The following is a 26,524-nucleotide window of genomic DNA, read 5'->3' as shown; positions in this document are numbered from 1 at the left end:
AAGAACCTGCTGGCCCCCAAACGGGCGTCCTTCCGTCCTCGGGCGGCCCGCAGGCTCGCCATCTCTCGCGCCGCTCGGCTCTCGAGCGCCTGACGCCGTCGTCTTCTTCCTACAACAACGGAGCCCCCGCCCCGAAGGCCTTCCCGCTCGACGACGCGGCTCTCGCCAGACCTGCAGGCGTCGCCCAGCAGCTCGGCTCACGACGCGTGAACAGCCAGACTTGCACCTGGCGAAGGAGGACAGGCCACCATCTGACCTTCCGTCAGAAAAGTCAGCATAGGTCAGCAAAGGTTCTGCCAGACCCGGCCACAGACGTCCAAACTTTGGAATGGCGACACCAGCCCTACTCATCGAAAGCCGAGCCGATCGGGAAGTGCGAAGACCGGTGACGCACGCTGCGGGCGGAGGCCTTGAAGCCTCCGCCCGCAGTGCTCACCGTGACACGTCTGCGCAGCTCAGCGCACCCTCCCCCGCGGCTTCAGCGGCAGGGGCGGGAGTTCGGGGGCGGGCAGCGGCGCGCCGTCGTAGCCCTTCACCTCGCCGAAGCGACTCCCTTCCATCCAGTCCTGGCGGGCCTGTACGATCTCCTCCTGCGACCGGCCGATCCAGTTCCAGAACATGACCAGTTCCTCCTCGAACGGCTCGCCGCCCAGGAGCATCAGTGCCGCGTCCGACTCGGCGCGCAGCGGCAGTTCGGCGCGGCCGCAGCCGAGATAGAGCATCGAGCCGGGCAGCACCGGCACGCCGTCCACCCACGCCTCGCCGGACATGGACAGCACCGCGTACTCGAAGTCCGGCTCCAGCGGCAGGCGTACGTCCGCGCCGGCGGCCAGGGCCAGGTCGGCGCCGGTGATCGGGGTGTACGCCGTCCCGGGCGAGGTCGCGCCGTCGAGGCCGCCCAGGATCAGCGTGGCCTTCAGGCCCGGGCCGGTGACCACCGGCAGTTCGGCGTGGTGTTCGAAGTGCGGGTCGACATGGCGGCGGCCGTCGGGCAGCGCGACCCAGAGCTGTGCGCCGTGCAGGAAGCGGGCGTGCGACCGGGGACTCTCCTCGGAATGGCTGATGGCCCGGCCCGAGGTCATCAGGCCCAGTTCGCGGGGGCGGATCGTCTGGAGACTTCCGGTGGAGTCGCGGTGCAGCACCTCCCCCTCGTGCAGCCAGCTCACCGTCTGCAGGCCCATGTGCGGGTGCGGGGGCACCTGCATGCCGGGCTCGTCGGCGATGTCGTCGGGGCCGTAGTGGTCCACGAAGCACCAGGCGCCCACCATGCGCCGACCCAGGTTGGGCAGCAGCCGGCGGACCTCGGTGGACCCGCCGAGCCGGACGCGGCGAGGGCTGAGGAGTTCACGCACCGGCTCCGCCACGACGAACCCACGGCCACCGCAGACGGCGGGAACCGGCTCGCGGTCAAGATTGCTCATGGCGCCAACCTAGCCCCGCCGGACCCGCCCCGTCAGTCCGTCGCCCGCGCTGTCGCCCGGTCAGGTAGAGGTTCGCTTCCGGATGCGGTTCCCGGTGCGTGGGCCGCCGCGGCGGCCCACCGGTGCGCGCCGGGCCGAGGGCGGCCGTCCGCACCCGCAAGTCCCGGCATAGTGGAATATTCAACAACCCTGGGCCGTTCTCGCCCCCGAAGGAGGTCACGAGTGGACACGACGTACTACGACCACGGAACGACTGCGGAGCGCTGGGAGCGCGGGCGGATGTTCTTCGACGCCGAGGAGTACACGGCGGCGGCCCGGGTCCTGGGCGGACTGGTCGAGGAGGTGCCCGAGCAGACGGCGGCCCGGCTGCTGCTGGCGCGCGCCTACTACCACTCGGCCCAACTGCGCCGCGCCGAGAGCGAGTTGCGCATCATCGTGGACCGCGACCCGGTCGAGCACTACGCCCGGCTGATGCTGGGCCGCACGCTCCAGCGCCAGGGCCGGCACGAGGAGGCGGCCTCGCACCTGCGGATCGCCTCGGCACTGGCGGGCGACTTCGACCAGGTCTGACAGGTCTGACAGGTCTGAGCGGCCGGACCGGGGAGGGTGACGGTCCGGCCCGGACGGGACCGGGACACGCGGCGGGGTACGCGGCAGCGCTGCCGCGTACCCCGCCGTCGTTCCGCTACGGCGTCACCCGGTCGCCGCTCCGCCGCCGGAGGTCCGCCTCCCCCGCCGGTGCGCGATCTCGCCGAGTACGACGTCGACGGCGACGAAGCAGACCAGCGGGATACCGAGCAGCGGCACGAACCAGCCGAGGACGGCGACCGCCGCGAGGCCGGGGACGAGGACGTACGGCGGTACGTGTTGCCAGGCGCCGCGTGGTACCGGGCGGCCGAACGCCGAGCCGCGGCCGCGCTGCCACCACATGCGGTAGCCCCACACGATCAGCAGGATCAGCGCGAGCGCGAGCAGCATCAGGGCGAGCTGGTTGACCAGCCCGAACAGGGCCCCGCTGTGCAGGTCGATGCCCCAGCGGGTGAGCTTGGCGAGCACCGGGTGGTCCGCGAACCGCAGCACGTCGGTGACCTCGCCGGTCGCCGGGTCGATCGCGACCGCGTCCTGCTTCGTGGGCCAGCTCCGCTGGATCTGCTTGACGACGTACGCGGAGGAGGCGTCCGCGGGCGGGACGATCTCCACCGGGTCGCCGAGCCCCTCGGCGCGCGCGGCGGCCAGCACCTTGTCGAGGCCGACGCCGGGTCCGGCGTCCCCGCCGGCGGCGGCCGCGTCGTGCCCGGCGTGTTCCCCGCCGCCGGCCGCCGTCGCGACGGACGGGGTGGACTGGCCGAGCGAGGTGCGCAGTTCGTCGATGTTCGCACCGGCGTACGTGGACCAGGTCAGACCGGTCGCCGAGAGGAACAGGAACCCGGCCGCGGCCCAGGCGCCCACGGTGCCGTGCAGGCCCAGGGTGCGGCGGCGCCCGCTGGTGCCGCGCACCTTGCGCAGCGCGCGGCGGCGCGAGAACCACAGCGCCAGGCCGCCCAGCGCGACCACCCACAGCCAGCTCGCGGCGAGCTCGCTGTAGAGGCGGCCGGTCTCGCCCAGGTGGAGGTTGCGGTGGAGTTCGCTGATCCAGGTGCGCAGCGGCAGCGCGCCGGACGAGCCGTACTGTTCGAGGGCGCCGCGCACCTCGCCGGTGTACGGGTCCACGAACACGGCGAGCGTGTGGTCGGCGCCGACGCCCTCGACGCCGGAGAGCAGCACCCGGGTGGTCGCGTCGGGCGCCGGCGAGGGCCGTACCGCGGTGACGGTGCCCTCGGGGTGCGCCTTGCGGGCCGCGGCCACCTGTGCGGAGATCGGCAGTTCGGCGTCGCCGACGGGCACGGTCGTCTCGTGGGCGTACAGGAGCTTCTCGGCTTGGTACGAGCCGGCGTACAGCAGGCCGGTGACCGCGGCGACGAGCAGGAACGGCGCGACGACCACGCCCGCGTAGAAGTGCAGTCGCAGGACCAGTGGGCGCAGTGTGGTCCACCCGCGGGGGGACGGCGCGGGTGGAACGGGTCGCGGGGCCTCGTCCGTGGTGGTCGAGGGAGCGGTGGGCATGGGCGGCTTCTCCGGCGGTCGGGGACGTGGGCTGCCAGGGCGGTGAGCGTGGCGGTCCAGTAGTCGGTGGCGGGTCCGGCCGAGTTCCCGGGGCATCGAGTGGCGCGTGTCACAGGCGAGTGCCGTCGCTCGCGCGGGGCCGTGGCATGCTGGCTCGATGGCATCTCCGAGCGATCGCACTCCCCTTGTCGAGCTGGTGGAGGAACTCCTCGCCGCCGAAGGACCGTTGCCCATCGTCGCGGCCGGCGACCCGGTGCTGCGGGCCGGCACCGGGCGCTACGAGGGCGAGCTGGGACCCGCGCTGCTGGCGCGTTTCGTCGAGGCGCTGCGTGTCACCATGCGGGCGGCGCCGGGGGTGGGGCTGGCGGCACCGCAGGTGGGGGTGCCGCTGCGGATCGCGGTGATCGAGGACCCGGCGCCGGTGTCCGAGGAGGTCCGGCTGGCCCGGGGCCGGGTGCCGCTGCCGTTCCGGGTGCTGGTCAATCCGTCGTACACGCCCGTCGGCACGGCCCGTGCCGGGTTCTTCGAGGGCTGCCTGAGCGTGCCAGGCTGGCAGGCGGTGGTGGCGCGGGCCGCCGAGGTGCGGCTGACCGGTGAGGACGAGCACGGCCGGGCGCTGGACGAGGTGTTCACGGGCTGGCCCGCCCGGATCGTGCAGCACGAGACGGACCATCTCGACGGGATGCTCTACCTCGACCGGGCGGAGCCTCGCTCGCTGTCGTCGAACCAGACGGTGCTGGAGCGCTGGACGGGTGCCACACCCGAGGCGGCGGCGAAGGCCCTGGGGTTCGAACTGCCGGGCTGAGCAGGGACGGAGGACTGCCGGGTGCGGGTTCCGGGGCCCGGGCGGGCCCCGGAACGCGCCGGGTCAGCCGCGGTAGGCCTCCAGCAGGCGCAGCCACACCTCGCTGATCGTCGGGTACGACGGGACCGCGTGCCAGAGCCTGGCGACCGGCACCTCCGCGGCGACGGCGATCGTCGCCGAGTGGATCAGCTCGCCGACGCCGGGGCCGACGAGGGTGACGCCGAGGAGGGTCTCGCGGTCGAGGTCGACGACCATGCGGGCGCGGCCCCGGTAGCCGTCGCCGTACAGGCCCGCGCCCGCCGCCGAGGAGATGTCCACGTCGACCGCGCGCACACGTCGGCCGGTTGCCTCGGCCTCCGCCAGGGACAGGCCGACCGCCGCGGCCTCCGGGTCGGTGAAGACGACCTGGGGGACGGCGCCGTGGTCGGCCGTGGCGGAGTGTGCGCCCCAGGCGCTCGTGTCCAGGGGGGTGCCGGCGGCGCGGGCGGCGATCGCGGCACCCGCGATGCGGGCCTGGTACTTGCCCTGGTGGGTGAGCAGGGCGCGGTGGTTGGCGTCACCGACGGCGTACAGCCAGTCGTTCCCGGTGACCCGGAGGGTGTCGTCGACCGGCAGCCAGGAGCCCGGCTCCAGGCCGATGGTGTCGAGGCCGATGTCGTCGGTGCGCGGGGCGCGGCCGGTGGCGAAGAGGATCTCGTCGGCCTCGATGCGGTCGCCGCTGTCGGTGACGACCACGACCGTGCCGTTCTCGCGGGTCACCGACTTGACGGCGGTGCCGGTGCGGACGTCGGCGCCCGCCTCGGTGAGCGCGGCGGCGACCAGCTCGCCCGCGAACGGCTCCATACGGGCGAGCAGGCCCGCGCCGCGGACGAGGAGGGTCACCTGGGAGCCGAGGGCCTGCCAGGCGGTGGCCATCTCGGTGGCGACGACGCCGCCGCCCACCACCACGAGCCGTCCCGGGACCGCGTGCGCGCTGGTGGCCTCGCGGCTGGTCCAGGGCCGGACCTCGGCGAGGTCCGGCAGGCCGGGCAGCAGGGCGCGGGTGCCGGTGCACACGGCGACGGCGTGCCGGGCGGTGAGCACGTGCCGCTCGCCGTCCGGGCCGGTCACGGTGACCGTACGGGGTCCGGCCAGGCGGCCGTGTCCGCGGTACAGGACGGCGCCGGTCCCCTCCAGCCACCCGACCTGGCCGTCGTCCTTCCAGTCGGAGGTGAAGTAGTCGCGGTGGGCGAGGACCGCGGCCGCGTCGAGGGGGCCCTGCACCGCCTGGCGCAGACCGGGCACGCGGCGGGCGTCGGCGCGGGCGATGACCGGGCGCAGCAGGGCCTTGCTGGGCATGCAGGCCCAATAGGAGCACTCGCCGCCGACCAGTTCGCTCTCCACGACCGCGGTGGACAGGCCGGCCGCGCGGGTGCGGTCGGCGACGTTCTCCCCCACGGGCCCGGCCCCGAGCACCACGACGTCGTACGCGATGGATTCCGTTTCCGTCATGGCACACAGTCTGCTGGGTGGGGTGCGTGGCGGCCACATGGACGGGTGTGCCGGGCGGCGGTGGAATACCCTCCCGTGCGGCCGTGTTGTGCGGACGGCCTGGCCCCACACCGGAGAGAGGGATACGAGCATGAGCAGCACCGTGGAGCTCACCAAGGAGAACTTCGACCGGACGGTCACGGAGAACGAGTTCGTTCTCATCGACTTCTGGGCTGCCTGGTGCGGGCCGTGCCGTCAGTTCGCACCGGTGTACGAGAAGGCGGCCGAGGCCAACCCGGACCTGGTCTTCGGCAAGATCGACACGGAGGCGCAGCCCGAGCTGGCCGCGGCCTTCGGCATCCAGTCCATTCCGACGCTGATGATCGTCCGCGACCAGGTCGCCGTCTTCGCCCAGCCGGGCGCGCTGCCGGAGCCCGCGCTCGCGGACCTCATCGGGCAGGCCCGGAAGCTGGACATGGACGAGGTGCGCAAGAGCATCGCCGAGCAGCAGGCGGGGGCCGACACCGAGGGCGAGTAGTCCGGGTCCGGACACTGATCCCCCGGCCGCGCCGCGCGCCGTGACGGCCCCGGGGCCGACGATCCCGGGGCCGGAGGCGGCCGGAAGTGCCCCTAGAACGGGTACGGCGCCACGTCGCCGCGGACCGTCGTCCAGCGCACGTCGGTGAAGGCCTCCAGGTTGGCCTCGCCGCCGAAGCGGGCGCCGGTGCCGGACGCGGCGATGCCGCCGAAGGGCGCCACGGCCTCGTCGTTCACCGTCTGGTCGTTGATGTGGACGATGCCGGTCGGGACGCGCTCGGCGAGGTCGAGGCCGCGGGCGGCGTCGCGGGTGACGATGCCAAGGGAGAGGCCGTACGGGCTCGCGGCGGCCAGCGCGGCCGCCTCGTCCGCGGTGGCGAAGGACCGTACGGGCGCGACCGGGCCGAAGACCTCCTGCGCGTAGGCGGGGGTGTGGTCGTCGACGTCCGCGAGGACGGTCGGCCGGTAGAAGAGGTCCTCGTACGTTCCGCCCGCGGCGAGCTTGGCGCCCCCGGCGGTGCTCGACTCCACCAGTGCGTGCACCTTGGCGAGTTGGGTGCCGTCGATGAGCGGGCCGAGGTGGACCTGGGCGCGGTGCGGGTCGCCGACCGCGAGGGCGTCGGCCTTGGCGGCGAGCCGCTCGACGTACTGCGCGTACAGGGAGTGGTGGACGAGGTGGCGGCCGGTCGTCATGCAGATCTGGCCCTGGTGGAAGAACGAGCCCCAGGCCGCGGTGGAGATCACCGCGTCCAGGTCGGCGTCCTCCAGCACGACCAGGGCGGAGTTGCCGCCGAGTTCCAGGTGGGCCCGCTTCAGATGCCGGCCGGCCGCCTCGCCGACGGCGCGGCCGGCCGCGGTGGAGCCGGTGAAGGAGATGACCGGCACCTGCGGATCGGCGACCAGCGCCTGCCCGGCCTCGGGCCCGCCGGGCAGCACCGCCAGCAGGTCCTCGGGCAGGCCCGCCGCCGCGAGGACCGCGGCAAGGGCGAGGCCGCCGCAGACCGCGGTGCGCGGGTCGGGCTTCAGGACGACCGCGTTGCCGAGCGCCAGGGCCGGGGCGACCGAGCGGATGGAGAGGATCAGCGGGGCGTTGAACGGGGCGATCACGCCCACCACGCCGACCGGGACGCGCCGCGTGTACGACAGCCGGGGCGCCTCGCTGGGCAGCACCTGTCCGGCCGGACGGGAGGCCAGCGCGGCGGCCTCGTAGCACTCCTGCGCCGCGACGTGCAGCTCGAAGTCGGCCTTGCCGGGGATCGACCCCGACTCACGGACGAGCCACTCCCGCAGCTCGTCCGCGTGCGCCGTGAACAGGTCGCCCGCCTTGCGCAGCACCCCGGCGCGCACGAAGTGCGGCACGCGCGCCCACTCCCGTTGGGCGGCGCGGGCGTCGGCCGCGGCGGTGCGGACGTCCTCGGCGGTGGCCAGGGCGACCGTGCCGAGCGGGTCGCCGGTGGAGGGCTCGGTGACGGCGTACTCGGGTCCCGTCAGGGTCCGGGTCTGCCAGGTGCTGGGGTCGAGCAACGGCATGGCGGCTCTCCGTTCATGACCGGCGGGACTCGGGGCGGGAGTCCCGTGCGGTACGCGGCCGGTACCGGCGGCCGCGTGGCGGGACACGGCCGGTGCGGCGGCCGTGCGGCGGGGCGCGGTGATCCGGCGCAGCCCGGCGAGCCGCGTCCGGTGGTCGAACGCATACCCATCTTGTTGAGCACGCAACATCTTAGTCGCGCCGCGGGGAGAACGCCGTGGGGAAAACGCCGCGGAAGACGAACGGCCCGCCGCCCGGGCCGGGCACAACCCCGAACAAGCGTCAACCAGTTGGCCCGACCCCGCGCACCGCCACGCGGGGAGCGCCTTCGTCTCAGCTCGACTCGCGGTGCACCACCGAGGATCCCAGGACCTGGTGCGTCCCGGGGTCCGCGCCGGGGTCGCGCACGGCGCGGTCGACCAGTTCGGCGAGGTCACGGCCGGACGGCAGCTCGATGTGGACCGTGCTCAGCCGGGGCCGCAGCAGCCGGCCGAGCATCAGGTCGTCGGCGCCGATGACGGCCGTCTCCGCCGGGATGCGCACACCGTCGTCCTGGAGGGCGCGCATCAGCAGCATCCCGTACTCGTCGTTGTACGTGAACACGGCGTCGAGGCCCAGCTCCCGCCAGCGGGCGGCGAGCCGGGCGGCGGCCTCCTCCTCGTAGGCGAGGGGCAGTTCGGTGACGACGGCGCCGGTGCCCGCCAGCGCGTCGCGCACCCCGGCGAGGCGGAGCCGGGAGAGCGGTTCCAGGCCGGGCTCCTCGGGGACGACGACGCCGACCCGACGGCGGCCGCGGGCGTAGAGGTGCGCACCGGCGGCCCGGCCGACCCCCTCGTGGTCCATGAGCAGGGCGTGGGCGCCCTCGACGGGTTCGGAACCGAGGGTGACCACGGCCCGGGCGCCGGAGCGCTTGAGCACCGCCACGCCGGCCGGGCCGAGTTCGACGCCGGGCACCAGGACCGCGACCGGCCGGAGCTCGGCCCAGGCGCGGGCGGCCTCGTCGCCGTGCAACCCGACACTGCCGTACTGCACGACCGTGTAGTCGAGCCGGCCGAGCGCCCACTGGAGATCGTTGAGGAACTGGCTGTAGAGCGGGCCGGCCTGGACGGCCGGTGCGGGCATGAGCACCATCCGGCTGTGCCCGGCGCGCAGACTGCGGGCGGCCGCGTGCGGGACGTACCCCAGTTCCTTCGCGGCCTGGTGGACGCGGCGGCGGGTGGGCTCGCTGATCCGCACGGCACTGGTGTTGTTCAGGACGTAGGAGACGGTCGCGCGCGAGACGCCGGCCAGTCTGGCCACGTCGGCACTCGTGGGCACCGAACGCGGTGCGGGCAGCGCGGGCGTGGTCGATTTCGGTATCTGCACCATGACGTACCGCATCTTGGCAGAGGCGTGGGCGCGGGGCCCGAGCGGGGGACGGCCGTTCACTGTGCAACAACGTGCGGGTGTCCGGACGGTTTCACTCCGTGACGCGTGTCACCAGATCCGCCCAGTTCGCCTCGATACGTTCCAGGGACATCCCGCACTGCCGGGTCAGATGATGGATCAGCGCCGGACTGAGCTGGGCCATCAGGGCGTGGGCGAGCATCTCCGCGTCCGCGTCCGGCACGGCCAGCCGCAGCAGCATGGCGACATGGGCGTGCTGCACCTGGCGGGCCGGTACGGAGAACCGGCGCTCGGGGGTCGGCTCGGCCGCCAGCTGCAGATCCAGTTCGTCCGCCGAGCGGCGCAGCAGCGCGCAGCCGAACGCCCGCAGCCGCTCCGCCGGCGGCGCTCCGGGGCCCAGCGGCGGCGGTCCACAGAGGAACGCGGCCTGAAGCTTCTTCTCGGAGTGGTCGAGCAGCGCCGTGAGCAGACCGGTGCGGTCGCCGAAGCGGCGGAAGACGGTCCCCTTGCCGACGGAGGCCTCCGCGGCCACCGCCTCCATCGTGACGCCCGCGGCCCCGTGCTCCGCGATCAGGCGCGCGGCCGCGTCCAGCAGCCGGGCCCGGTTGCGCGCGGCGTCGGCACGCAGGCACGGCTCGTCCCGCTCGGTGCCGAGCTGGAGCAACTCAGGCTCTCCGACCGGAAATTCCGGTTTCGGAAGGGGAGGCAGAGATCCGGACATGAACTCAGCGTAAAGCATCCGGAATGAAGTGGACCCCGGTCCGGTTACAGTGGTACCCATAAGCGGACCTCGGTCCGGATTTTTTCGTCAGTGTTTCAACATCCTGGGAGTTCGCATGTCTGTCCGTATTCTCGCGCTCGTCGGTAGCCTCCGCGCCGGTTCGCACAACCGTCAGCTCGCCGAGGCGGCCGTCAAGCTGGCTCCCGAGGGCGCCGCGGTCGAGCTGTACGAAGGCCTGGCCGAGATCCCGTTCTACAACGAGGACATCGACGTCGAGGGCAACGTCCCGGCCGCCGCCGCCAAGCTGCGTGCCGCCGCCCAGGAGGCCGACGCGCTCCTGCTGTTCTCGCCCGAGTACAACGGCACCATCCCGGCCGTCCTGAAGAACGCCATCGACTGGCTGTCCCGTCCGTACGGCACCGGCGCCCTCACCGGCAAGCCCGTCGCCGTGGTCGGCACCGCCTTCGGCCAGTTCGGCGGCGTGTGGGCGCAGGACGAGACCCGCAAGGCCGCGAGCATCGCGGGCGCCAAGGTGCTCGAGGACGTCAAGCTGTCCATCCCGGGCTCCGTCGTCCGCTTCGCCGAGACCCACCCGGCCGACGACGCCGAGGTCGCCGCCCAGCTGACCGACGTCATCGCCCGTCTGCACGGCCACGCCGGCGAGACCGTCGCCGCCTGACCTCGGTCGGCACTCCCGCGAGGGGGCCGGAGCCTTCGGGCCCGGCCCCTCTCGTGCGTCAGTCGAGTTCGGCCAGCCGGCGTACGGCCGGGGCCACGAAGCTCTCGATCCAGGCGGCGGGCTCGCCCAGCCGCGGCGCGAGGATCACGGTGTCGATGCCGAGCCCCGCGTAGCCGCGAATGTCGCGCAGGAAGGCGTCGAGGTCGCCCGTGGTGGCCGGTTCCCCGGTGTACGCGATCGTCCTGCGGATCGTCGCCGGGTCGCGCCCCTCGGCCTCGCAGTGCTCGCGCAGCACGTCGAGCTTGTGCCGGACCTGCTCGGGCGACTCCGCGATCAGGTTGCAGGCGTCCGCGTACCGGGCGACCAGCCGCAACGTCTTCCGCTCGCCACCGCCGCCGACCATGATCTCCGGGTGCGGCGCACTGACCGGCGCCGGCACGCACAGGGTCTCGGCGAGCCGGTAGTGCCTGCCCTCGAACGGGCCGTCGTCCCGCGGATCCCACATCCGCAGGCAGATCCGCAGGGTCTCCTCCAGCCGCTCGAACCGCTCCGCGACCGGCGGGAACGGCACCCCGAGCCCCTCGTGCTCCCGGTCGTACCAGGCCGCGCCGATACCCAGGGTGGCCCGGCCGCCGGAGAGCACGTCGAGCGTGGTGACGATCTTGGCGAGCAGTCCGGGGTGCCGGTAGGTCACGCCGGTCACCAGCGCGCTCAGCCGCACGGTGGAGGTGTGCCCGGCGAGGTAGCCGAGCGTCGTGTAGGCCTCCAGCATCGGGTCCTCGGCGCCGCCGTTGAACTCCATCTGGAAGTAGTGGTCCATCACCGACAGCCAGCCGACCCCCGCCGCCTCGGCCGCGGCACCCGTCGCGGCGAGCTCGGCACCCAGCGCGGGTCCGCCCCCGGAGTGGTCGAACCGGTTGATGTGCACACCCGCATGCATGTCCGTCTCCGCTCACCCTGTTCTCCGCCGACCCTGACGACGCTAGGCGCTGGAGCACGCTCGAAGGCAAGCGACACCGGGTGCGGCGGCGGCACCGGGCGGAGCCGGCCAGGTGCCGTTCATCGGAGAGACAAATCTTATTCATAGGGGTGATGGCCGACCGCCTCGTCTGCAAGGGTGAGGCGATGCAGACCGCTTACCGAAGACTGCTGAAACTGATGCCCCGACTGGGCCTTCAGGTGACCGATCTCGGCCCGGGCACCGCTGTGGTCTCCCGGCACGGAGGGCGGATCCGGCTCCCCCTGGGACCGGGTGCGGACGTGCTGGCCAGAGACAACGGCCGCTATACGGTGGCCGGTGCGGGCGCGGACACCTGGGTCGTCCGGCGCCGCAGGTCGGGCGACCGGCAGGAGGAGAGCGTCGGGCAGTCGACCACCGTCCGCCTCGGCGACAGCGGAGCGAGCCTGCTGCTGGACCCGGCGGCCGGGAACGACGAACGCAAGCTGCAGCTCGCGGCGGCCGAGTACCTCTGCCACCAGCACGTGGCCGGGATGCTGGAGCTGTACGGGGTGAACTGCGTGTTCGACGTGGGGGCCAACCGGGGCCAGTACGCCCGGCGGCTGCGCCGCTTCGGCTACACCGGCCGCATCGTCTCCTTCGAGCCCACCGCCGAGCACTTCGCCACGCTGGAGAAGGCCGCCGCGGACGACCCGGACTGGTGGGTGTACCCGTACGGCCTCGGCCGTGAGGACACGACGAGCACCATCCACACGGGCTGGAACACCATGAACTCGCTGCTCCCGCCCAGCGACTACGGCAAGGGCCGCTACGGCCGGTTCGCCAGGAGCGACACCGAGGAGATCCAGATCCGGCGCCTGGACTCGATGATGGCGAAGGCGCTCGACGGCATCGACACGCCCCGCCCGTTCCTGAAGATGGACACCCAGGGATACGACCTGGAGGTGTTCGCCGGCGGCGGCGACCGCGTGGCGGAGTTCGCGGGCCTGCAGTCGGAGGTCGCGCTGCTGCGGCTGTACGAGGGCAGCCCGCCGATGACCGAGGCGATCGGCGTCTACGAGGCCGCCGGCTTCGGGATCACCGGAATGTACCCGGTGACCCGCGAGGCCGACACCGGCCGGGTGATCGAGTTCGACTGCGTGATGATGCGCGCGGACGCCGCCCCCCGCAAGAGCTGACCGAGCGGCACGACCGTCCGCCGGGGCACGCGCCCCGGCGGACGGTCCGGCGCGTGCCCCGGGCGGGCGGTCCGGCAGGCGGGCCCGCCGGGGTCAGCCGCCCACCGGCGCGCCGGTCCGCGCGGTGCGCCGGGCGAGCAGCCGCAGGGCCAGCTCGCCCCACTGGAGGTTGGCGCGCTCCAGCGCCAGGCCCGCCTGAAGGGTGAGGTAGGGGCCGATGCGCTCACCCGTGCCGCAGTACTCCTCCTCGGTCCGTCCGGCCAGCAGCCGTTCCCGGGCCCGCTCGTAACGGGCGAGTTTGGCGGCGGACCGCTCGGTGCGCCGTACGATCTCGGCGCGGACGGCGTCGACGTCGCCCGGGTCGCCGAGATCGACGCACTGCACCTTGACCAGCAGTTCGTCCCGGATCGCCAGCGGCTTGGCGGAACCCTCCGCGAGGAAGGCGCGCACGGCGCCGTGCCCGGCGTCGGTGAGCGAGAAGAGCCGCTTGTTGGGCCGGCGCTCCTGCTCCACGACCCGCGCGGCGACGAGCCCGTCGCCCGCCATGCGTTCCAGCTCCCGGTAGATCTGCTGCGGGGTGGCCATCCAGAAGTTGGCGACCGAGGCCTCGAAGCCCTTCGCGAGGTCGTACCCGGACGCCTCGCCCTCCAGGAGCGCGGCCATCACCGCGTTGCGCAGAGCCATGCGGCTGAACGTAACACCCCGGCCGGGTCAGGCCGCGAGGCGCTCCACCACCCCCTTGGCCTTCACGGCCGCGTCCTGGTGGGCGCGCTCGCGGGAGGCCTCGAACAGCGGGACCAGCTCGGCCATCGCCGGGTTGTGCGGGGCCATGGTGAGCTCGGGGACGATGAAGTCGACGTCCACGGCGAGCATGTCGCGCAGCAGGGCCTCCAGATAGTTCTGCACGTGGTCGAAGCCCTCGCGCGGGGTGCCGGGGCCGTAGGCGCCGCCGCGGCTGGCGACCACGGTCACGGGGGTGCCCTTGATCTTCGACTCCCCGTTCATCGCGGTGCGGCCGACCATGATCACGCTGTCCAGCCACGCCTTGAGGGTCGAGGGGATCGCGAGGTTGTACATCGGGGCGCCGATCACCACCGCGTCGGCCTGCTCCAGCTCCTCCACCAGCCGGACGCGTTCGGCGAAGGCGGCGGCCTGGGCGGGCGTGTGCGTGGCGGGGTCGGCGAAGGCGGCCGTGTGGGCGTCGGCGGTGATGTGCGGGACGGGGTGCGCGGCGAGGTCGCGGTAGATCACCTCGCCCTCCGGGTGCTGCTCCTCCCAGGTCCTGCGGAAGGCGGCCGTGACGGACCGGGAGGCGGACGCCCCGCCCGGGAACACGGACGAGTCGATGTGCAGCAACGTGGCCATGAGCGTCTCCAAAGGAGTGGTGCCCACCCCGGAAGGCGGGCTGAATTTTCGTACTCACCTATGAATAACATAGTCGCTTACTATTTTTCATCCCCGCACGAGGGGGCGGGTATCCTGAGGCCATGGCGATCGACGGGGTACGGCACGCGGCGGCCCACGGCCAGGTCCACAGTCCGGCGGCCTGCTCGCGCGTGGACGACGGCATCACGCGCGTCTTCGACCTGCTGGGCAAGAGGTGGACGGGGCCGATCGTGTCCGTCCTGCTGAACGGCCCGACGTACTTCGCCGACCTGCGCCGGGCCGTCCCGGGCATCAGCGAGCGCATGCTGTCGGACCGGCTGACGGAGCTCGGCATCGCCGGGCTCGTCGTGCGCGAGGTCGACGAGGGCCCGCCGCTGCGGGTCTCCTATCGGCTCACCCCGGCCGGGGCGGCGCTGGAGCCCGCCCTGGAGGAACTGCGCCGGTGGGCCGAGGCGCATCTGCCGGACAAGGGCCCGTGCGGGCCGCCCGACTGACGGCCCCGGCCCATGACGAAGAGGGCGCCTTCCCGGCGCGTCACGCACCGGGAAGGCGCCCTCTTCGTGTCCTCGGGGGCACCGATCGCCCCTCGACCCCGAGTCGGCGGACCCCCGACGGCGCCGGCCGCCCGCCGTCGAGCCGTACGGGGGCCGGGCCCGCGCGGTCGCCGACCGGTCCCCGTCCGCTCCCGCGTGGGACGTTCCACCGGCGGGCCGCCAGACGTTACCGTGCGGTAGACATCGCAGTCCCGAAGGAAGACCCGAGGAGTCACGCAGCCGTCGCCGACAGCCATCCGGATGCCTGCGCACACTCCCCACGCCGTCCCGGAGGAGTCCCGAATGACGCTCGACCGTTCCGCCGGCCTGGCGGCGACCGCACGTGCGCTGGCCGACGGGGAGGTGACCTCCCGGGCTCTCGTAGAGGACGCGCTCGCCCGCATCGAGGCCACCCGGACCACCCTCAACGCCTTCCGGATCGTGCGTACCCGAGCCGCGCTCGCCGAGGCCGCGGCGGCGGACGAGGAACTGGCCGCGGGCGCGCGCCGCCCGCTGCTCGGGGTGCCGGTGGCCGTCAAGGACGACATGGACGTTGCGGGCGAGCCGACCGCGTTCGGCTGCCCGGGCGAGTTCCCGCCGGTCGCCGAGGACGGAGAGGCGGTACGACGGCTGCGCGCGGCCGGAGCCGTCATCGTCGGCAAGACCAACACCTGCGAACTGGGACAGTGGCCCTTCACCGAGGGCCCCGCCTTCGGCGCGACCCGCAACCCGTGGAACCCGCGGCACACACCGGGCGGTTCGTCCGGGGGCTCCGCCGCCGCGGTCGCCGCCGGCCTGGTGCCCGCGGCGCTCGGCTCGGACGGCGCCGGTTCGGTGCGGATCCCGGCCTCCTGGACCCACCTGGTCGGCATCAAGCCGCAGCGCGGACGCATCTCGACCTGGCCGCTCGGCGAGTCCTTCCAGGGCATCACGGTCAACGGCACCCTGGCCCGTACCGTCGGGGACGCCGCCCTGCTGCTGGACGCGGCCGCCGGCAACCACCCGCTCGACCCGCACCGGCCGCCCGGCCTGGACATCTCGGCGGCGGTGGGCCGCGATCCCGGGCGGCTGCGCATCGCCCTGTCCCTGGAGCCGCCGTTCACCGCGGTGTCCGCCCGTCTCCAGCCCCAGGTACGCGCCCGGGTGGTCGAACTCGCCGAGCGGCTGGCCGCGTTCGGGCACACGGTCGAGGAGGCCGACCCGCCGTACGGCCGGATCGGACTGGCCTTCCTGCCGCGCGCGACCGCCGGGATCGCCGAACGGGTCGCCACCGTGCCCTTCCCCGAACTGCTCGACCCTCGCACCCACGGCTCCGCACGGCTCGGCCGGCTGCTCGGCGGGGCACCGCTGCGGGCGGCCCGACGTGCGGAAACGGTCCTGCACCGTCGTATCGGCGCGTTCTTCGAGACGTACGACGTGGTGCTGGCGCCGACGACCGCCACTCCGCCGCTGCGGGTCGGCGCCCTGCGCGATCTGGGCGGACTGGCCACCGACCGCGCCGTCATCGCCGCCTGCCCCTACGCCTGGCCCTGGAACGTGCTGGGCTGGCCCGGGGTCAACGTCCCGGCCGGGTTCGTCGACGACGGCCTGCCGGTGGGGGCGCAGTTGCTCGGTCCGGCCCACAGCGAGCCGCTGCTGGTGTCGCTGGCCGCGCAGTTGGAGGCCGACCTGCGCTGGCACGAGCGATGGCCGGAGCTCGCGGCCCTGGACTCCCCGGCTGCGTAAGGGTGTTACGGCCGGAGAGCCTGCGTGCCGGGTGCCGCCCGCCGGGCACCGATTTCGTCCGGAGCTCTTAGGCTTTGAGCATGGACGACGCGTCGTTGGTGGGGCTTATGGGGCGGGTCACCGGGACGGTCGGACCCGGACTGGTCGGCGAGGTGATCGTCCGGGTGCGCGGCGGGGCCGAGCACTTCCTGGCCTACTCCGTCTCGGGCACGGAGCGGCTGGAGCGCGGCACGGTGGTCATGGTGGTGGAGCACCTGCCGCCGCGCACGGTCTACGTCACTGCCGCGTACGACAGTTGAGCCCGCACCGGCGCAGGTGAGAGCGCTGTGTGTCAAGGTTGCGACAAGGTTCCGTCAGCGTCTTCTCCCCGTGCTCACGCGGGAGCACACTCCCTTCGTTCGGTGCCGAAAGGGCACCATTCAAAGGGGGCGAATGCCGATGTTCGTCGGCGTCGTGGCGGGGGCGGCGGTGGCCGCCGTCCTCGTGCTGGTCGGTGTCTTCAAGTTGATGTGGCGGGTGGCCGAGCCCAACGAGGCGCTCATCATCTCCGGTTCCACCCACCGGACCGAGGGGCTCGAGGCGGGGATGGGGTTCCGCATCGTCACGGGGCGCGGCACGCTGGTGCTGCCCGGCGTGCAGGCGGTGCGCAAGCTCTCGCTCGACCTGAACGAGACCGAGTTGCACGTGGACTGCGTGACCCACCAGGGCATTCCGCTCAAGGTGCGGGGCGTGGTCATCTTCAAGGTGGGCGACGACTTCGTGTCGATCGCCAACGCGGCGCGCCGCTTCCTCGACCAGCAGAAGCTGATGTCGGAGCGGGTGCACAACGTCTTCGCCGGTCATCTCCGTTCCATCGTGGGCGGGTTGACGGTCGAGGACATGATCCGGGACCGGGAGAAGCTCACCGGTCAGACCCGGGCCGCCTGCGGCACGGAGATGGAGAAGCTCGGACTCATCGTCGACTCGTTGCAGATCCACGAGATCGAGGACCCGACCGGGTACATCCAGAACCTGGCGATGCCGCACGCCGCGGCCGTGCAGCGGGACGCGCGCATCGCGCAGGCGGAGGCGAACCGGCTCGCCACCGAGGCCGAGCAGCAGTCGTACGCGCGGATGGCGGAGGCCACCCGGGACAGCGAGATCCTCCAGGCGGGCTACCAGGCCGAGCGCGACCACGCGGGGGCGAAGGCGCGGCAGGCCGGTCCGCTCGCCGACGCCGCCGCCCGGCAGGAGGTCGTCGTCCAGGAGACCCGGGTCGCGGAACTGGAGGCCGACCGCCGCGAGCAGCAGCTCCAGGCCGACATCCGCAAGCCCGCGGACGCCAGGGCGTACGAGAAGCGCACGCTGGCCGAGGCCGAACGCGACGCGCGGATCTCGGCGGCCCAGGCCAAGGCGAAGGAGACGGAACTCGCGGCCGCGGCCGAGGCGACCCGGGTGAAGACGGCCGCGGGCGCCGAGGCCCAGGCGACCGAGGCGCGCGGTGCCGCGGCCGCCACCGCCACCCGGGTCACCGGCGAGGCCGAGGCCGCCTCGGCGCGGGCCAGGGGTCTGGCGGAGGCCGAGGCGGTCAAGGCCAAGGGTCTGGCCGAGGCGGAGGCCATCAAGGCGCGGGCCGCCGCGCTCGCCGAGAACCAGGAGGCGGTCGTCGCCCAGCAACTGGCCGAGAACTGGCCGGAGATCGTCAGGGCCGGGGCGTCCGCCTTCGGCAGTGTCGACAACATGGTGCTGCTCAACGGCGCCGACGGCATGGCCGAGTTGTTCGCCAAGGCGCTCACGATGGGCGGCACCGGGCTGGGCCTCGCGCGTCAGTTGCTGGCCTCGATGAACCAGAACGGGCCTTCCGCGAACGGGACTTCGCCGGTCAACGGGATCGCGGGTGCGCCGTCGCAGAAGGTGCCGGTGGAGGAGGGCTGACCGTCGGGGCGCACGGCGGTCGTCCGCCGTGCGCCCCCGTCCCGTACGGTACGGATCGTGACTGCGTCTACCGATGAGAACGTCCCGGGCCGCTACGGCCCCACCGCGACCACCGAGGCCGACCCCCGCGAGGTCGGCCGGGTACGGACCGAGTACGCGCCCGCGCACGACGGCGATCCGGACCCCGGTGAGATCGTGTGGACCTGGGTGCCCTTCGAGGAGAACGACGGCCGGGGCAAGGACCGTCCGGTGCTGGTCGTCGCCCGCGAGGCCGCGGGCACGGTGCTCGCCGTGCAGCTCTCCAGCAAGCGGCACGACGGCGACCGCGAGTGGGTGCCGATCGGCAGCGGACCGTGGGACCGCACGGGGCGCGACTCGTGGGTGGACGTCGACCGGGTCCTGCGGCTGCACGAGGAGGGGATGCGCCGGGAGGCGTGCGCGCTGGACCGGATGCGCTTCAACCTCGTCCGGCACCGGCTGGGGGAACGTTACGGCTGGAGCTGATCCGGCCCGGAGCACTGAGGCTGGAGCTGATCCGGTCCCGAGCGTTTCGGCTGGAGCCGAGCCGGCCCCGGAGCGCTAGGCCGGGAACCGCGGCGCAGGGAATGCCTGTTCGAAGGCGGCCCTGACCACCGTTCCCGGTGTGCGGTCCAGCACGGCGAACACCACGTGCTCGAAGGTCTCGGCGAATCTCCCGCCGGGACCGAGCGCGGCCCGGAAGGCGGCCGCCACCCGGGCCGGGTCGTTGCGGAACACTCCGCACCCCCAGGCGCCCAGCACCAGCCCGCGGTAACCGTGCGCCGCGGCGGTCTCCAGGACCCGTTCGGCCCGCATGTACAGGGCGTACACCACTTCGGGCGAGTGGTACGGCGACACGCGCATCACCACACCGGCGTTGGGCGCGGCCGCGGCCAGGAATCCGGCCGTGAACGGCTCGTCCAGCAGCCGTCCGCGGTGGTCGCGGAAGACGGGGACGGCCGGCGCGTGGATGACCCGGTTCGTGTAGAAGGGATCCACCCGGCTGCGGTGGTACGCGTAGAACTCCGGCGCCCGGAGCAGACAGGTGTACAGCGCGGAGGACCGGCACAGGTCCTCCTCCTGGGCCTTGGCGCCGTTGAGGTAGCCGCCGCCCGGGTTGCGGGCGGAGGCGAAGTCCAGCACCGCGACCGGGCCGGCCGTCCGCCGGGCGGCCGTCAGACTGTCCTCGCCGGTGACCTCGAAGAGGGTGTCCACCGGCGGGACGGCCGGCACCGCCACCGGTTCCGGTCCGAACATGCGCGTACCGGCGCGCGCGGCCGCCACCGCCGCGGCGATGGACACCTGGCGGCCGTCGGACGCGCGGTACTCCCCCTCCGAGACGATCCGCTCCGTCTCCCGGGCGATGCCGCGCAGGCGCGCGCTCATGGCGCGACCCCCGTGCGCGCCGTGCTCGCGGCCTGCGCGATCCCCCGTGGTGACTCCCCCGTCGTGCTCATGAACGCATCGTGAGCGATGCTGGTCCTGCGGTGCAACAGAGTTTCCCGGCCCCAGAAACATCCCGGGACACACGTAGGGTGTGCCCTATAAGTTCCGCTATGCACCCTTGTGCGATTCGACTCGACGGTCTTGGGTAGGACGAGCGCGTGCGCCGGGCCTGGGTACCCGGGACCGGCTGAACGGTGGAATCTCAGGAGGATCCTGACATGTCCGATTCAATAAGCGCCCGTACGGAGGGCGACTGTACGTACACCCGCACCGCCCTCACCGAAGCCGAGGTGGAGGCCCTGGTACGGGGAATCTGCTTCAAGACGGGACCGCCCCGCACCGTCGGGGTGGAAGTGGAATGGCTCGTCCACGAGCTGCGTATGCCGCAGCTCCCGGTCGCACCCGAACGACTGCACGCCGCCTACGCCGCACTGCGGACCGTGCCCCTGAGGTCGGCGCTCACCACCGAGCCCGGCGGCCAGCTGGAACTGAGCTCGCCGCCCGCCGCCTCCCTGACGGAGTGCATCGGCATCGTCTCCGCCGATCTCGACACCGTCCGCGCGGTGCTCCGCGAAGCCGGACTCGGCCTCCGCGGCATCGGCACCGATCCCTGGCACACACCCCGCCGTTTCCTGCGCGAGCCGCGCTACGACGCCATGGAGACCTGCCTGGACCGCTCGGGTCCGGCCGGCCGCGCCATGATGTGCACCTCCGCCTCCGTCCAGGTGTGTCTGGACGCGGGGTACGAGGAGCCGGGCACCCTCGGGCTCGGCCGGCGCTGGTGGCTGGCGCACACCCTGGGCCCGGTCCTGGTGGCCGCGTTCGCGAACTCCCCGGTGATCGCGGGCAGGCCCACCGGCTGGGTGTCCACCCGCCAGCTCATCTGGACGGACATCGGCGCGGGCCGGGCGGGCGCTCCGCCGCTGGCGGCCGAGCCGCGCGGCGCCTGGGCCCGGCACGTCCTGGACGCGCCGGTGATGTGCGTACGCGAGGACAGCGGCCCCTGGCATGTCCCGGACGGGCTGACCTTCCGGCAGTGGATCAGGTCCGGGACGCCGAGGCCGCCCACCCGGGAGGACCTCGACTACCACGTCACGACCCTGTTCCCGCCGGTCAGGCCGCGCGGCCATCTGGAGCTGCGGATGATCGACGCGCAGCCGGGCGACGACGGGTGGATCGTGCCGCTCGCCGTGACCACGGCCCTCTTCGACGACCCGGAGGCCACCGAGACCGCCTACCGCTGTGTGAAGCCGCTGGCCGAACGCGCCGCCGGCATGCCCGCGCCGCACAACCCGCTGTGGATGGACGCCGCCCGGTACGGGCTCGGCGATCCCGAACTGCACGAGGCGGCCATCGCCTGCTTCGCTGCGGCCCTGGACGCCCTGCCCCGGCTCGGTGCCACGACCGAGGTCACGAACGCCGTGGCGGCGTTCCTGAAGCGCTACGTCATCCCGGGCCGCTGTCCCGCCGACGACCTGCTCGAACGACTGCGCGGCAGCACGGACCGTCGCGCGCACGGGAAGGACATCCGCACATGACCGAGCCCGCTGTCGACACCGAGACCCTCCGCGAGCCCGCGTCCGACGCCGGATCCCTGCGCGAGCCCGTGTTCGACGCCGAGTCCCTCCGCGAGCGCGCGCTGACGTCGCTGATCACCGCCCGCGAGCGCACGGCCCTGCTGACCGACTGCGTCGACGGGCCGGATCTCACCGCCCAGCACTCCCCGTTGATGTCGCCCCTGGTCTGGGACCTCGCGCACATCGGCAACCAGGAGGAGCTCTGGCTGCTGCGCACGGTGGCCGGCCGGGAGGCCATGCGGCCCGAGATCGACAGCCTCTACGACGCCTTCGAGCATCCGCGCTCCGAACGGCCCTCGCTGCCGCTGCTGCCGCCCGCCGAGGCCCGCGCCTACGCGGCCGAGGTGCGCGGCCGCGCCCTGGACGTGCTGGAGGGCGCCGCCTTCCACGGGACGCGGCTGACGGAGGCGGGCTTCGCCTTCGGAATGATCGCGCAGCACGAACAGCAGCACGACGAGACCATGTTGATCACCCATCAGCTGCGTACCGGACCGCAGGTCCTGACCGCGCCGGACCCCGAGCCCGCCCCGCTGTTCGCGGGCCCGGCCGAAGTCCTGGTCCCCGGCGGCCCGTTCACCATGGGCACCTCGTCCGAGCCCTGGGCGCTGGACAACGAACGGCCCGCGCACCGGCGGGAGGTGGCCCCGTTCCACATCGACACCACACCGGTGTCCAACGCCGCGTACCAGGCGTTCATCGAGGACGGCGGCTACGACACCGAGCGCTGGTGGGCGCCGGAGGGCTGGGCGCACATCCGCAGGCACTCCGTCACCGCCCCGCTGTTCTGGCACGGCGACGGCCGGCAGTGGCTGCGGCGCCGGTTCGGCGTCACCGAGGTGGTACCACCCGACGAGCCGGTGCTGCACGTGAGCTGGTACGAGGCCGACGCCTACGCCCGCTGGGCCGGGCGGCGGCTGCCCACCGAGGCCGAGTGGGAGAAGGCCGCCCGCCACGACCCCGCGGGCGACCGCTCGACGCGCTACCCCTGGGGCGACGCCGACCCGACGCCGGAACACGCCAACCTCGGCCAGCGGCATCTGCGGCCGGCCCCCGTCGGCAGCTATCCGGCGGGCGAGTCGCCGCTCGGCGTAAGGCAGTTGATCGGTGACGTATGGGAGTGGACGGCGAGCGACTTCCAGCCGTACCCGGGATTCAGGGCGTTCCCGTACAAGGAGTACTCGGAGGTGTTCTTCGGCCCGGAGTACAAGGTGCTGCGCGGCGGTTCGTTCGCCGTGGACCCGGTCGCCTGCCGGGGCACGTTCCGCAACTGGGACTACCCGATCCGGCGGCAGATCTTCGCCGGGTTCCGCACCGCCCGCTCGGAGTCCGTCTGATGTGCCGCCATCTGGCCTATCTGGGGCCCGCGCTGCCGCTGGGACGACTGCTGACGGAGCCCGCGCACGCCCTGTACCGCCAGTCCTGGGCACCCCGGCGGCAGCGTTACGGGACGGTCAACGCCGACGGTTTCGGCGTGGGCTGGTACGCGCCCGGGGACCCGGCACCGGCCCGCTACCGGCGGGCCGGGCCGATCTGGGCCGACCTGTCCTTCGCCGACCTGGCCCGGGTGGTGCGCACCACCGCCCTGCTCGCCGCGGTCCGGGACGCGACCCTCGCGGGCGCCGACGCGGAGGCCGCCGCCGCTCCGTTCGCGGCGGGCCCCTGGCTGTTCAGCCACAACGGCGCCGTGGCCGGCTGGCCGCGCACCATGGCCGCGGCCGCCCGGACGCTGCCGCCCGAGGAACTGCTGTCGCTGGAGGCGCGCAACGACTCGGCGCTCGTCTGGGCCCTGACCCTGCACCGGTTGCGCCGCGGCGGCGAGCCTGGCCGCGCCCTGGCCGACACGGTCGTCGACGTGGCCGGCGCGGCCCCGGAGTCGCGCCTCAACCTGCTGCTGACCGACGGCGAGACCATCGCCGCGACCGCCTGGGGGGACACCCTCTGGTACCTGGCCGAGCCCGGCCGCGCCGTCGTGGCCTCCGAGCCCTACGACGACGATCCGCACTGGCTTCAGGTCCCCGACCGCACGCTGCTCGTGGCGAGCCGCGCCGAGGTGCTGCTCACCCCGATCGGGGAACCCGGCACCGAGGCGGCACCCGCACCCCTGAAGGAGCCCTGTTCGTGAGCCCGTTCCAGATCACCCGCACCCTTCCCGAGGACGCCACGGACGCCGCCCTGCGCGCGGACGTCCTGCTCGGCCTCACCGCGGACCCCAAGACCCTGCCGCCGAAGTGGTTCTACGACGCGCACGGCAGCGACCTGTTCGAGCAGATCACCGAACTCGACGAGTACTACCCCACCCGCGCCGAGCGCGAGATCCTGGCCGGCCGGGCCGACGCGATCGCGACGGCGACCGGGGCCCGTACCCTGGTCGAACTCGGCTCCGGTTCCTCCGAGAAGACCCGCTATCTGATCGACGCCCTCACCGGTCTGCGCGCCTATGTGCCGGTGGACGTCAGCGAGAGCGCGCTCACCCAGGCCGGTCGGGCACTGACCGCCGAGCGGCCGGGGCTCGACGTGCACGCGCTGATCGCCGACTTCACCGACACGATGAAGCTGCCGGACACCCCGGGGCCCCGGCTGGTGGCGTTCCTCGGCGGCACGATCGGCAATCTGCTGCCCGCCGAACGCGCCGGCTTCCTGGCGTCCGTACGGGCCCTGCTCTCGCCCGGGGACTTCCTGCTGCTCGGCACGGACCTGGTCAAGGACGAGAAGGTGCTGGTCCGGGCCTACGACGACGCGGCCGGGGTGACGGCCGCGTTCAACAAGAACGTGCTGGCCGTCGTCAACCGTGAACTGGGCGCCGACTTCGACCTCGACGCCTTCGACCACGTCGCCCTGTGGGACGCGGAGCACGAGTGGATCGAGATGCGGCTGCGGGCGCGCGCCGACCAGACCGTGAAGATCCCCGTGCTCGATCTCGCCGTCGACTTCGAGGCCGGCGAGGAACTGCGCACGGAAGTGTCGGCGAAGTTCCGCAAGGACGGGGTCCGCTCCGAACTGGACGCCGCCGGAATGGAGTTGGCGCACTGGTGGACGGACACGGAGGGCCGCTTCGCGCTGTCGCTCAGCACCGCGCGCTGAGCGCGGACGCCACGTGACCGGGTCCGCCGGCGCCCCTGGGCCCGGCGGACCCCCGGCACGGGTGCGGGCGCCCGGCACGGGCACGGACCCCCGACGCCGGTGCGGACCGCCCGTGCCCACGAGGAGTCCGACGCCTCGCGCTCCGGCGGCGCCTGGGGCACCGTGGAGACATACGTGACATACCGGTCACGGCGGAGAGGAGCACCCGCATGTCGAACCACACCTACCGGGTCACGGAGATCGTCGGTACCTCGCAGGAGGGCATCGACCAGGCCGTCCGCAACGGCATCTCCCGCGCCTCGCAGACCCTGCGCAACCTGGACTGGTTCGAGGTGACCCAGGTCCGCGGCCAGATCGAGAACGGCGCGATCGAGCACTGGCAGGCCTGTCTGAAGGTCGGTTTCCGCATCGACGACGCGGACTGAACCCTCCGCCGCGGACCGGTGCGCCCGGCTCCCCTCAGGTCCGCCCCTCCCGCTCCTGGACGGCCTGGAGCGCTTCCGACCCGGCCGCCCAGCGCGCCCGGACGACGGTGAACCCCGCCCGTTCGGCGTCGTCGCACACGAGTTCGTCGTCATCGACCAGGACGCTCACCTCCCGGGTGCGGGCCAGGCGCCGCAGGATCTCCAGTTTGGTGCGCCGGGCGGGCCGTCGGTCGTCGTCGCGCCGCATGTGGACGCGCCCGTCGGGGAGCCCGTGCGCCGCGAGCCAGCCGAGGGTGTCGCGGCGGCAGCGTTCGGGCCGTCCGGTCAGGTAGACCACCTCGCACTCCTCGGCGCTCGCCACGGCCAGCGCCACTCCCTCGGCGATCGGCGGGTCCTGCGCCGCGGCCCCGAAGAAGGCGTCCCAGTCGCGCGGCGTACGCTCCAGGAACCGCTGCCGGTGCCCGGTGTCGGCAAGGGTGTTGTCCAGGTCGAACACGGCGAGCGGCCGTCCGCTGCTGTCTGCCACGCCGCCACCCTAGACGCTGCCCGCTCCCCCGCCCCGGCCGGTCGCGCGCTGCGGGGAATCCCGGTGCCCGCTCGTTGTTGAACCGAACATGAGCTCCGTGATCGCCTCGGCCCGCTTCTCCGTCCTCGACCGCTCCCGCATCCGCCGGGGCCGGCCGGCCGCGGAGGCGCTGCGCGACACCGTGGAGCTGGCCCGGGAGGCCGAGCGGCTCGGCTACCACCGCTTCTGGGTGTCCGAGCACCACGGGGTGCCCGGGGTGGCCGGTTCCGCGCCGACCGTGCTGGCCGCGGCGGTGGCCGCCGCGACGAGCACCATCAGGGTCGGCACCGGCGGCGTGATGCTGCCCAACCACCGGCCGCTGGTCGTGGCCGAGCAGTTCGGCGTGCTGGAGTCGCTGTTCCCCGGACGCATCGACATGGGGCTGGGCCGGTCGGTGGGGTTCACCGACGGGGTGCGCAGGGCGCTCGGGCACGACAGGAGCGACGCCGAGGACTTCGCGGGCCTGATGGACGAACTCCTCGGCTGGTTCTCCGGCACGTCCCCGACGGGGGTGCACGCGCGCCCCGCGGAGGGCCTCGACGTACCGCCGTTCGTGCTGGCCATGGGCGAGGGCGCGGACATCGCGGCGCGCGCGGGCCTGCCGATGGTGATCGGCGACCTGCGCGACCGGGAGCGGATGCGGCGCGGCGTCGAGCACTACCGTGCGCGCTTCCGGCCCTCCCGCTGGTCGCCGGAGCCGTACGTCGTCGTGTCCGGCTCGGTCGCGGTGGCGGCGACGGAGCCGGAGGCGCGACGGCTGCTGGTGCCGGAGGCGTGGTCCATGGCGTACGCCCGTACGCACGGCAGCTTCCCGCCGCTGCCCCCGGCCGAGGCCGTCGAGGCCCGCACGATGACCGCGAAGGAGCGCGGCCTGTACGAGGCCGGGCTCGTCGGACACATCGCCGGCACCGAGGAGCAGGTCGCGCACGAGTTGGAGACGCTGCTGAAGGAGACGGGCGCGCAGGAGGTGCTCGTCACCACGAGCACCTACGACCGCGCGGCCCTGCTCGACTCCTACCGGCGGCTCGCCGCCGTCGTGACGGCGTCCTGAGTCGTGCCGCCCTGCTG

At 73.4% G+C, this 26,524-nt stretch carries 27 protein-coding genes; 16 read left to right on the top strand and 11 right to left on the bottom strand.

Annotation, left to right across the window (positions count from 1 at the left end; genetic code table 11):
- Positions 1–455: 455 nt before the first annotated feature.
- Positions 456–1,421, bottom strand: a complete 966-nt coding sequence (locus ACWC24_RS13910) for a pirin family protein (protein WP_450663027.1) — start codon at positions 1,419–1,421, stop codon at positions 456–458.
- A 222-nt stretch (positions 1,422–1,643) separates the two neighbouring features.
- On the opposite strand from ACWC24_RS13910, the gene ACWC24_RS13905 reads away from it, so the two are divergent.
- Complete coding sequence (locus ACWC24_RS13905) at positions 1,644–1,991, top strand: tetratricopeptide repeat protein (protein WP_450663026.1); 348 nt, start codon at positions 1,644–1,646, stop codon at positions 1,989–1,991.
- A 123-nt stretch (positions 1,992–2,114) separates the two neighbouring features.
- On the opposite strand, the gene ACWC24_RS13900 is transcribed toward ACWC24_RS13905, so the two are convergent.
- A complete protein-coding gene (locus tag ACWC24_RS13900; RefSeq protein ID WP_450663025.1) occupies positions 2,115–3,524 on the bottom strand; it encodes a PepSY-associated TM helix domain-containing protein in 1,410 nt (469 codons plus the stop codon).
- 157 nt (positions 3,525–3,681) lie between these two features.
- On the opposite strand from ACWC24_RS13900, the gene ACWC24_RS13895 reads away from it, so the two are divergent.
- The gene (locus ACWC24_RS13895) at positions 3,682–4,329 is read left to right on the top strand and encodes a peptide deformylase (protein ID WP_450663024.1); all 648 of its coding nucleotides are present in this window, start codon (positions 3,682–3,684) and stop codon (positions 4,327–4,329) included.
- 63 nt (positions 4,330–4,392) lie between these two features.
- Here ACWC24_RS13895 and ACWC24_RS13890 read toward each other — a convergent pair whose 3' ends face one another.
- Positions 4,393–5,820 (bottom strand): dihydrolipoyl dehydrogenase family protein, encoded by a 1,428-nt coding sequence (locus tag ACWC24_RS13890; protein WP_450663023.1) that lies wholly within the window; start codon positions 5,818–5,820, stop codon positions 4,393–4,395.
- A gap of 130 nt (positions 5,821–5,950) precedes the next feature.
- On the opposite strand from ACWC24_RS13890, the gene trxA reads away from it, so the two are divergent.
- Positions 5,951–6,337: a thioredoxin gene (gene trxA / locus ACWC24_RS13885; protein ID WP_450663022.1), complete on the top strand. Its 387-nt coding sequence runs from the start codon at positions 5,951–5,953 to the stop codon at positions 6,335–6,337.
- 92 nt (positions 6,338–6,429) lie between these two features.
- On the opposite strand, the gene ACWC24_RS13880 is transcribed toward trxA, so the two are convergent.
- The 3 genes from ACWC24_RS13880 to ACWC24_RS13870 all read right to left on the bottom strand — a co-directional run bounded on the left by ACWC24_RS13880 (position 6,430) and on the right by ACWC24_RS13870 (position 9,971).
- Entirely contained in the window at positions 6,430–7,866 is a 1,437-nt protein-coding gene (locus ACWC24_RS13880; RefSeq protein WP_450663021.1) for an aldehyde dehydrogenase family protein, read from the bottom strand.
- 331 nt (positions 7,867–8,197) lie between these two features.
- On the bottom strand, positions 8,198–9,232 hold the full coding sequence (locus ACWC24_RS13875) for a LacI family DNA-binding transcriptional regulator (RefSeq protein WP_450663020.1): 1,035 nt from the start codon (positions 9,230–9,232) through the stop codon (positions 8,198–8,200).
- A gap of 91 nt (positions 9,233–9,323) precedes the next feature.
- On the bottom strand, positions 9,324–9,971 hold the full coding sequence (locus tag ACWC24_RS13870) for a TetR/AcrR family transcriptional regulator (protein WP_450663019.1): 648 nt from the start codon (positions 9,969–9,971) through the stop codon (positions 9,324–9,326).
- Positions 9,972–10,086: 115 nt separating this feature from the next.
- On the opposite strand from ACWC24_RS13870, the gene ACWC24_RS13865 reads away from it, so the two are divergent.
- Positions 10,087–10,650 carry an NAD(P)H-dependent oxidoreductase gene (locus ACWC24_RS13865; RefSeq protein ID WP_450663018.1) on the top strand — a complete coding sequence of 188 codons (564 nt, stop codon included), beginning with the start codon at positions 10,087–10,089 and terminating at the stop codon, positions 10,648–10,650.
- A gap of 58 nt (positions 10,651–10,708) precedes the next feature.
- On the opposite strand, the gene ACWC24_RS13860 is transcribed toward ACWC24_RS13865, so the two are convergent.
- Positions 10,709–11,590: an LLM class F420-dependent oxidoreductase gene (locus ACWC24_RS13860; protein ID WP_450663017.1), complete on the bottom strand. Its 882-nt coding sequence runs from the start codon at positions 11,588–11,590 to the stop codon at positions 10,709–10,711.
- Between the two features lie 152 nt (positions 11,591–11,742).
- On the opposite strand from ACWC24_RS13860, the gene ACWC24_RS13855 reads away from it, so the two are divergent.
- Positions 11,743–12,786 (top strand): FkbM family methyltransferase, encoded by a 1,044-nt coding sequence (locus ACWC24_RS13855; protein ID WP_450663016.1) that lies wholly within the window; start codon positions 11,743–11,745, stop codon positions 12,784–12,786.
- 93 nt (positions 12,787–12,879) lie between these two features.
- Here ACWC24_RS13855 and ACWC24_RS13850 read toward each other — a convergent pair whose 3' ends face one another.
- Positions 12,880–13,470 (bottom strand): PadR family transcriptional regulator, encoded by a 591-nt coding sequence (locus ACWC24_RS13850; RefSeq protein ID WP_450663015.1) that lies wholly within the window; start codon positions 13,468–13,470, stop codon positions 12,880–12,882.
- 27 nt (positions 13,471–13,497) lie between these two features.
- Complete coding sequence (locus ACWC24_RS13845; protein WP_450663014.1) at positions 13,498–14,151, bottom strand: FMN-dependent NADH-azoreductase; 654 nt, start codon at positions 14,149–14,151, stop codon at positions 13,498–13,500.
- Positions 14,152–14,273: 122 nt separating this feature from the next.
- Here ACWC24_RS13845 and ACWC24_RS13840 point away from each other — a divergent pair, with 122 nt between their 5' ends.
- From ACWC24_RS13840 to ACWC24_RS13820, 5 genes are all read left to right on the top strand, one after another.
- On the top strand, positions 14,274–14,666 hold the full coding sequence (locus ACWC24_RS13840) for a winged helix-turn-helix transcriptional regulator (protein ID WP_450663013.1): 393 nt from the start codon (positions 14,274–14,276) through the stop codon (positions 14,664–14,666).
- A 342-nt stretch (positions 14,667–15,008) separates the two neighbouring features.
- Positions 15,009–16,430, top strand: a complete 1,422-nt coding sequence (locus tag ACWC24_RS13835; RefSeq protein ID WP_450663012.1) for an amidase — start codon at positions 15,009–15,011, stop codon at positions 16,428–16,430.
- 80 nt (positions 16,431–16,510) lie between these two features.
- Complete coding sequence (locus ACWC24_RS13830; protein WP_450663011.1) at positions 16,511–16,729, top strand: hypothetical protein; 219 nt, start codon at positions 16,511–16,513, stop codon at positions 16,727–16,729.
- Between the two features lie 133 nt (positions 16,730–16,862).
- A complete protein-coding gene (locus tag ACWC24_RS13825; protein ID WP_450663010.1) occupies positions 16,863–18,344 on the top strand; it encodes an SPFH domain-containing protein in 1,482 nt (493 codons plus the stop codon).
- A gap of 57 nt (positions 18,345–18,401) precedes the next feature.
- Positions 18,402–18,848 carry a type II toxin-antitoxin system PemK/MazF family toxin gene (locus tag ACWC24_RS13820; protein WP_162469087.1) on the top strand — a complete coding sequence of 149 codons (447 nt, stop codon included), beginning with the start codon at positions 18,402–18,404 and terminating at the stop codon, positions 18,846–18,848.
- A gap of 75 nt (positions 18,849–18,923) precedes the next feature.
- On the opposite strand, the gene ACWC24_RS13815 is transcribed toward ACWC24_RS13820, so the two are convergent.
- Complete coding sequence (locus ACWC24_RS13815; RefSeq protein WP_450663009.1) at positions 18,924–19,748, bottom strand: TIGR02452 family protein; 825 nt, start codon at positions 19,746–19,748, stop codon at positions 18,924–18,926.
- Positions 19,749–20,026: 278 nt separating this feature from the next.
- Between ACWC24_RS13815 and egtA the strand changes: the two genes are divergently transcribed.
- The 5 genes from egtA (at position 20,027) to ACWC24_RS13790 (ending at position 24,891) form a co-directional block, all read left to right on the top strand.
- Positions 20,027–21,346 carry an ergothioneine biosynthesis glutamate--cysteine ligase EgtA gene (gene egtA, locus ACWC24_RS13810; protein ID WP_450663008.1) on the top strand — a complete coding sequence of 440 codons (1,320 nt, stop codon included), beginning with the start codon at positions 20,027–20,029 and terminating at the stop codon, positions 21,344–21,346.
- Positions 21,343–22,719, top strand: a complete 1,377-nt coding sequence (egtB, locus tag ACWC24_RS13805; protein ID WP_450663007.1) for an ergothioneine biosynthesis protein EgtB — start codon at positions 21,343–21,345, stop codon at positions 22,717–22,719. The genes egtA and egtB overlap by 4 nt, the downstream gene beginning before the upstream one ends.
- Complete coding sequence (gene egtC / locus ACWC24_RS13800) at positions 22,719–23,507, top strand: ergothioneine biosynthesis protein EgtC (protein ID WP_450663006.1); 789 nt, start codon at positions 22,719–22,721, stop codon at positions 23,505–23,507. Before egtB ends, egtC begins: the two co-directional genes overlap by 1 nt.
- Complete coding sequence (gene egtD / locus ACWC24_RS13795; RefSeq protein WP_450663005.1) at positions 23,504–24,466, top strand: L-histidine N(alpha)-methyltransferase; 963 nt, start codon at positions 23,504–23,506, stop codon at positions 24,464–24,466. Before egtC ends, egtD begins: the two co-directional genes overlap by 4 nt.
- Positions 24,467–24,675: 209 nt before the next feature.
- Entirely contained in the window at positions 24,676–24,891 is a 216-nt protein-coding gene (locus ACWC24_RS13790; protein WP_450663004.1) for a dodecin, read from the top strand.
- 34 nt (positions 24,892–24,925) lie between these two features.
- Here the strand turns inward: ACWC24_RS13790 and ACWC24_RS13785 are convergent, their stop codons facing one another.
- Positions 24,926–25,417, bottom strand: a complete 492-nt coding sequence (locus tag ACWC24_RS13785) for a phosphatase domain-containing protein (protein WP_450663003.1) — start codon at positions 25,415–25,417, stop codon at positions 24,926–24,928.
- A gap of 88 nt (positions 25,418–25,505) precedes the next feature.
- Here ACWC24_RS13785 and ACWC24_RS13780 point away from each other — a divergent pair, with 88 nt between their 5' ends.
- Positions 25,506–26,507 carry an LLM class flavin-dependent oxidoreductase gene (locus tag ACWC24_RS13780; protein ID WP_450663002.1) on the top strand — a complete coding sequence of 334 codons (1,002 nt, stop codon included), beginning with the start codon at positions 25,506–25,508 and terminating at the stop codon, positions 26,505–26,507.
- Positions 26,508–26,524 lie beyond the last annotated feature (17 nt).

The organism is Streptomyces sp. NPDC001443, assembly GCF_053597355.1.
This window is presented reverse-complemented; position numbering and strand designations above follow the sequence as displayed.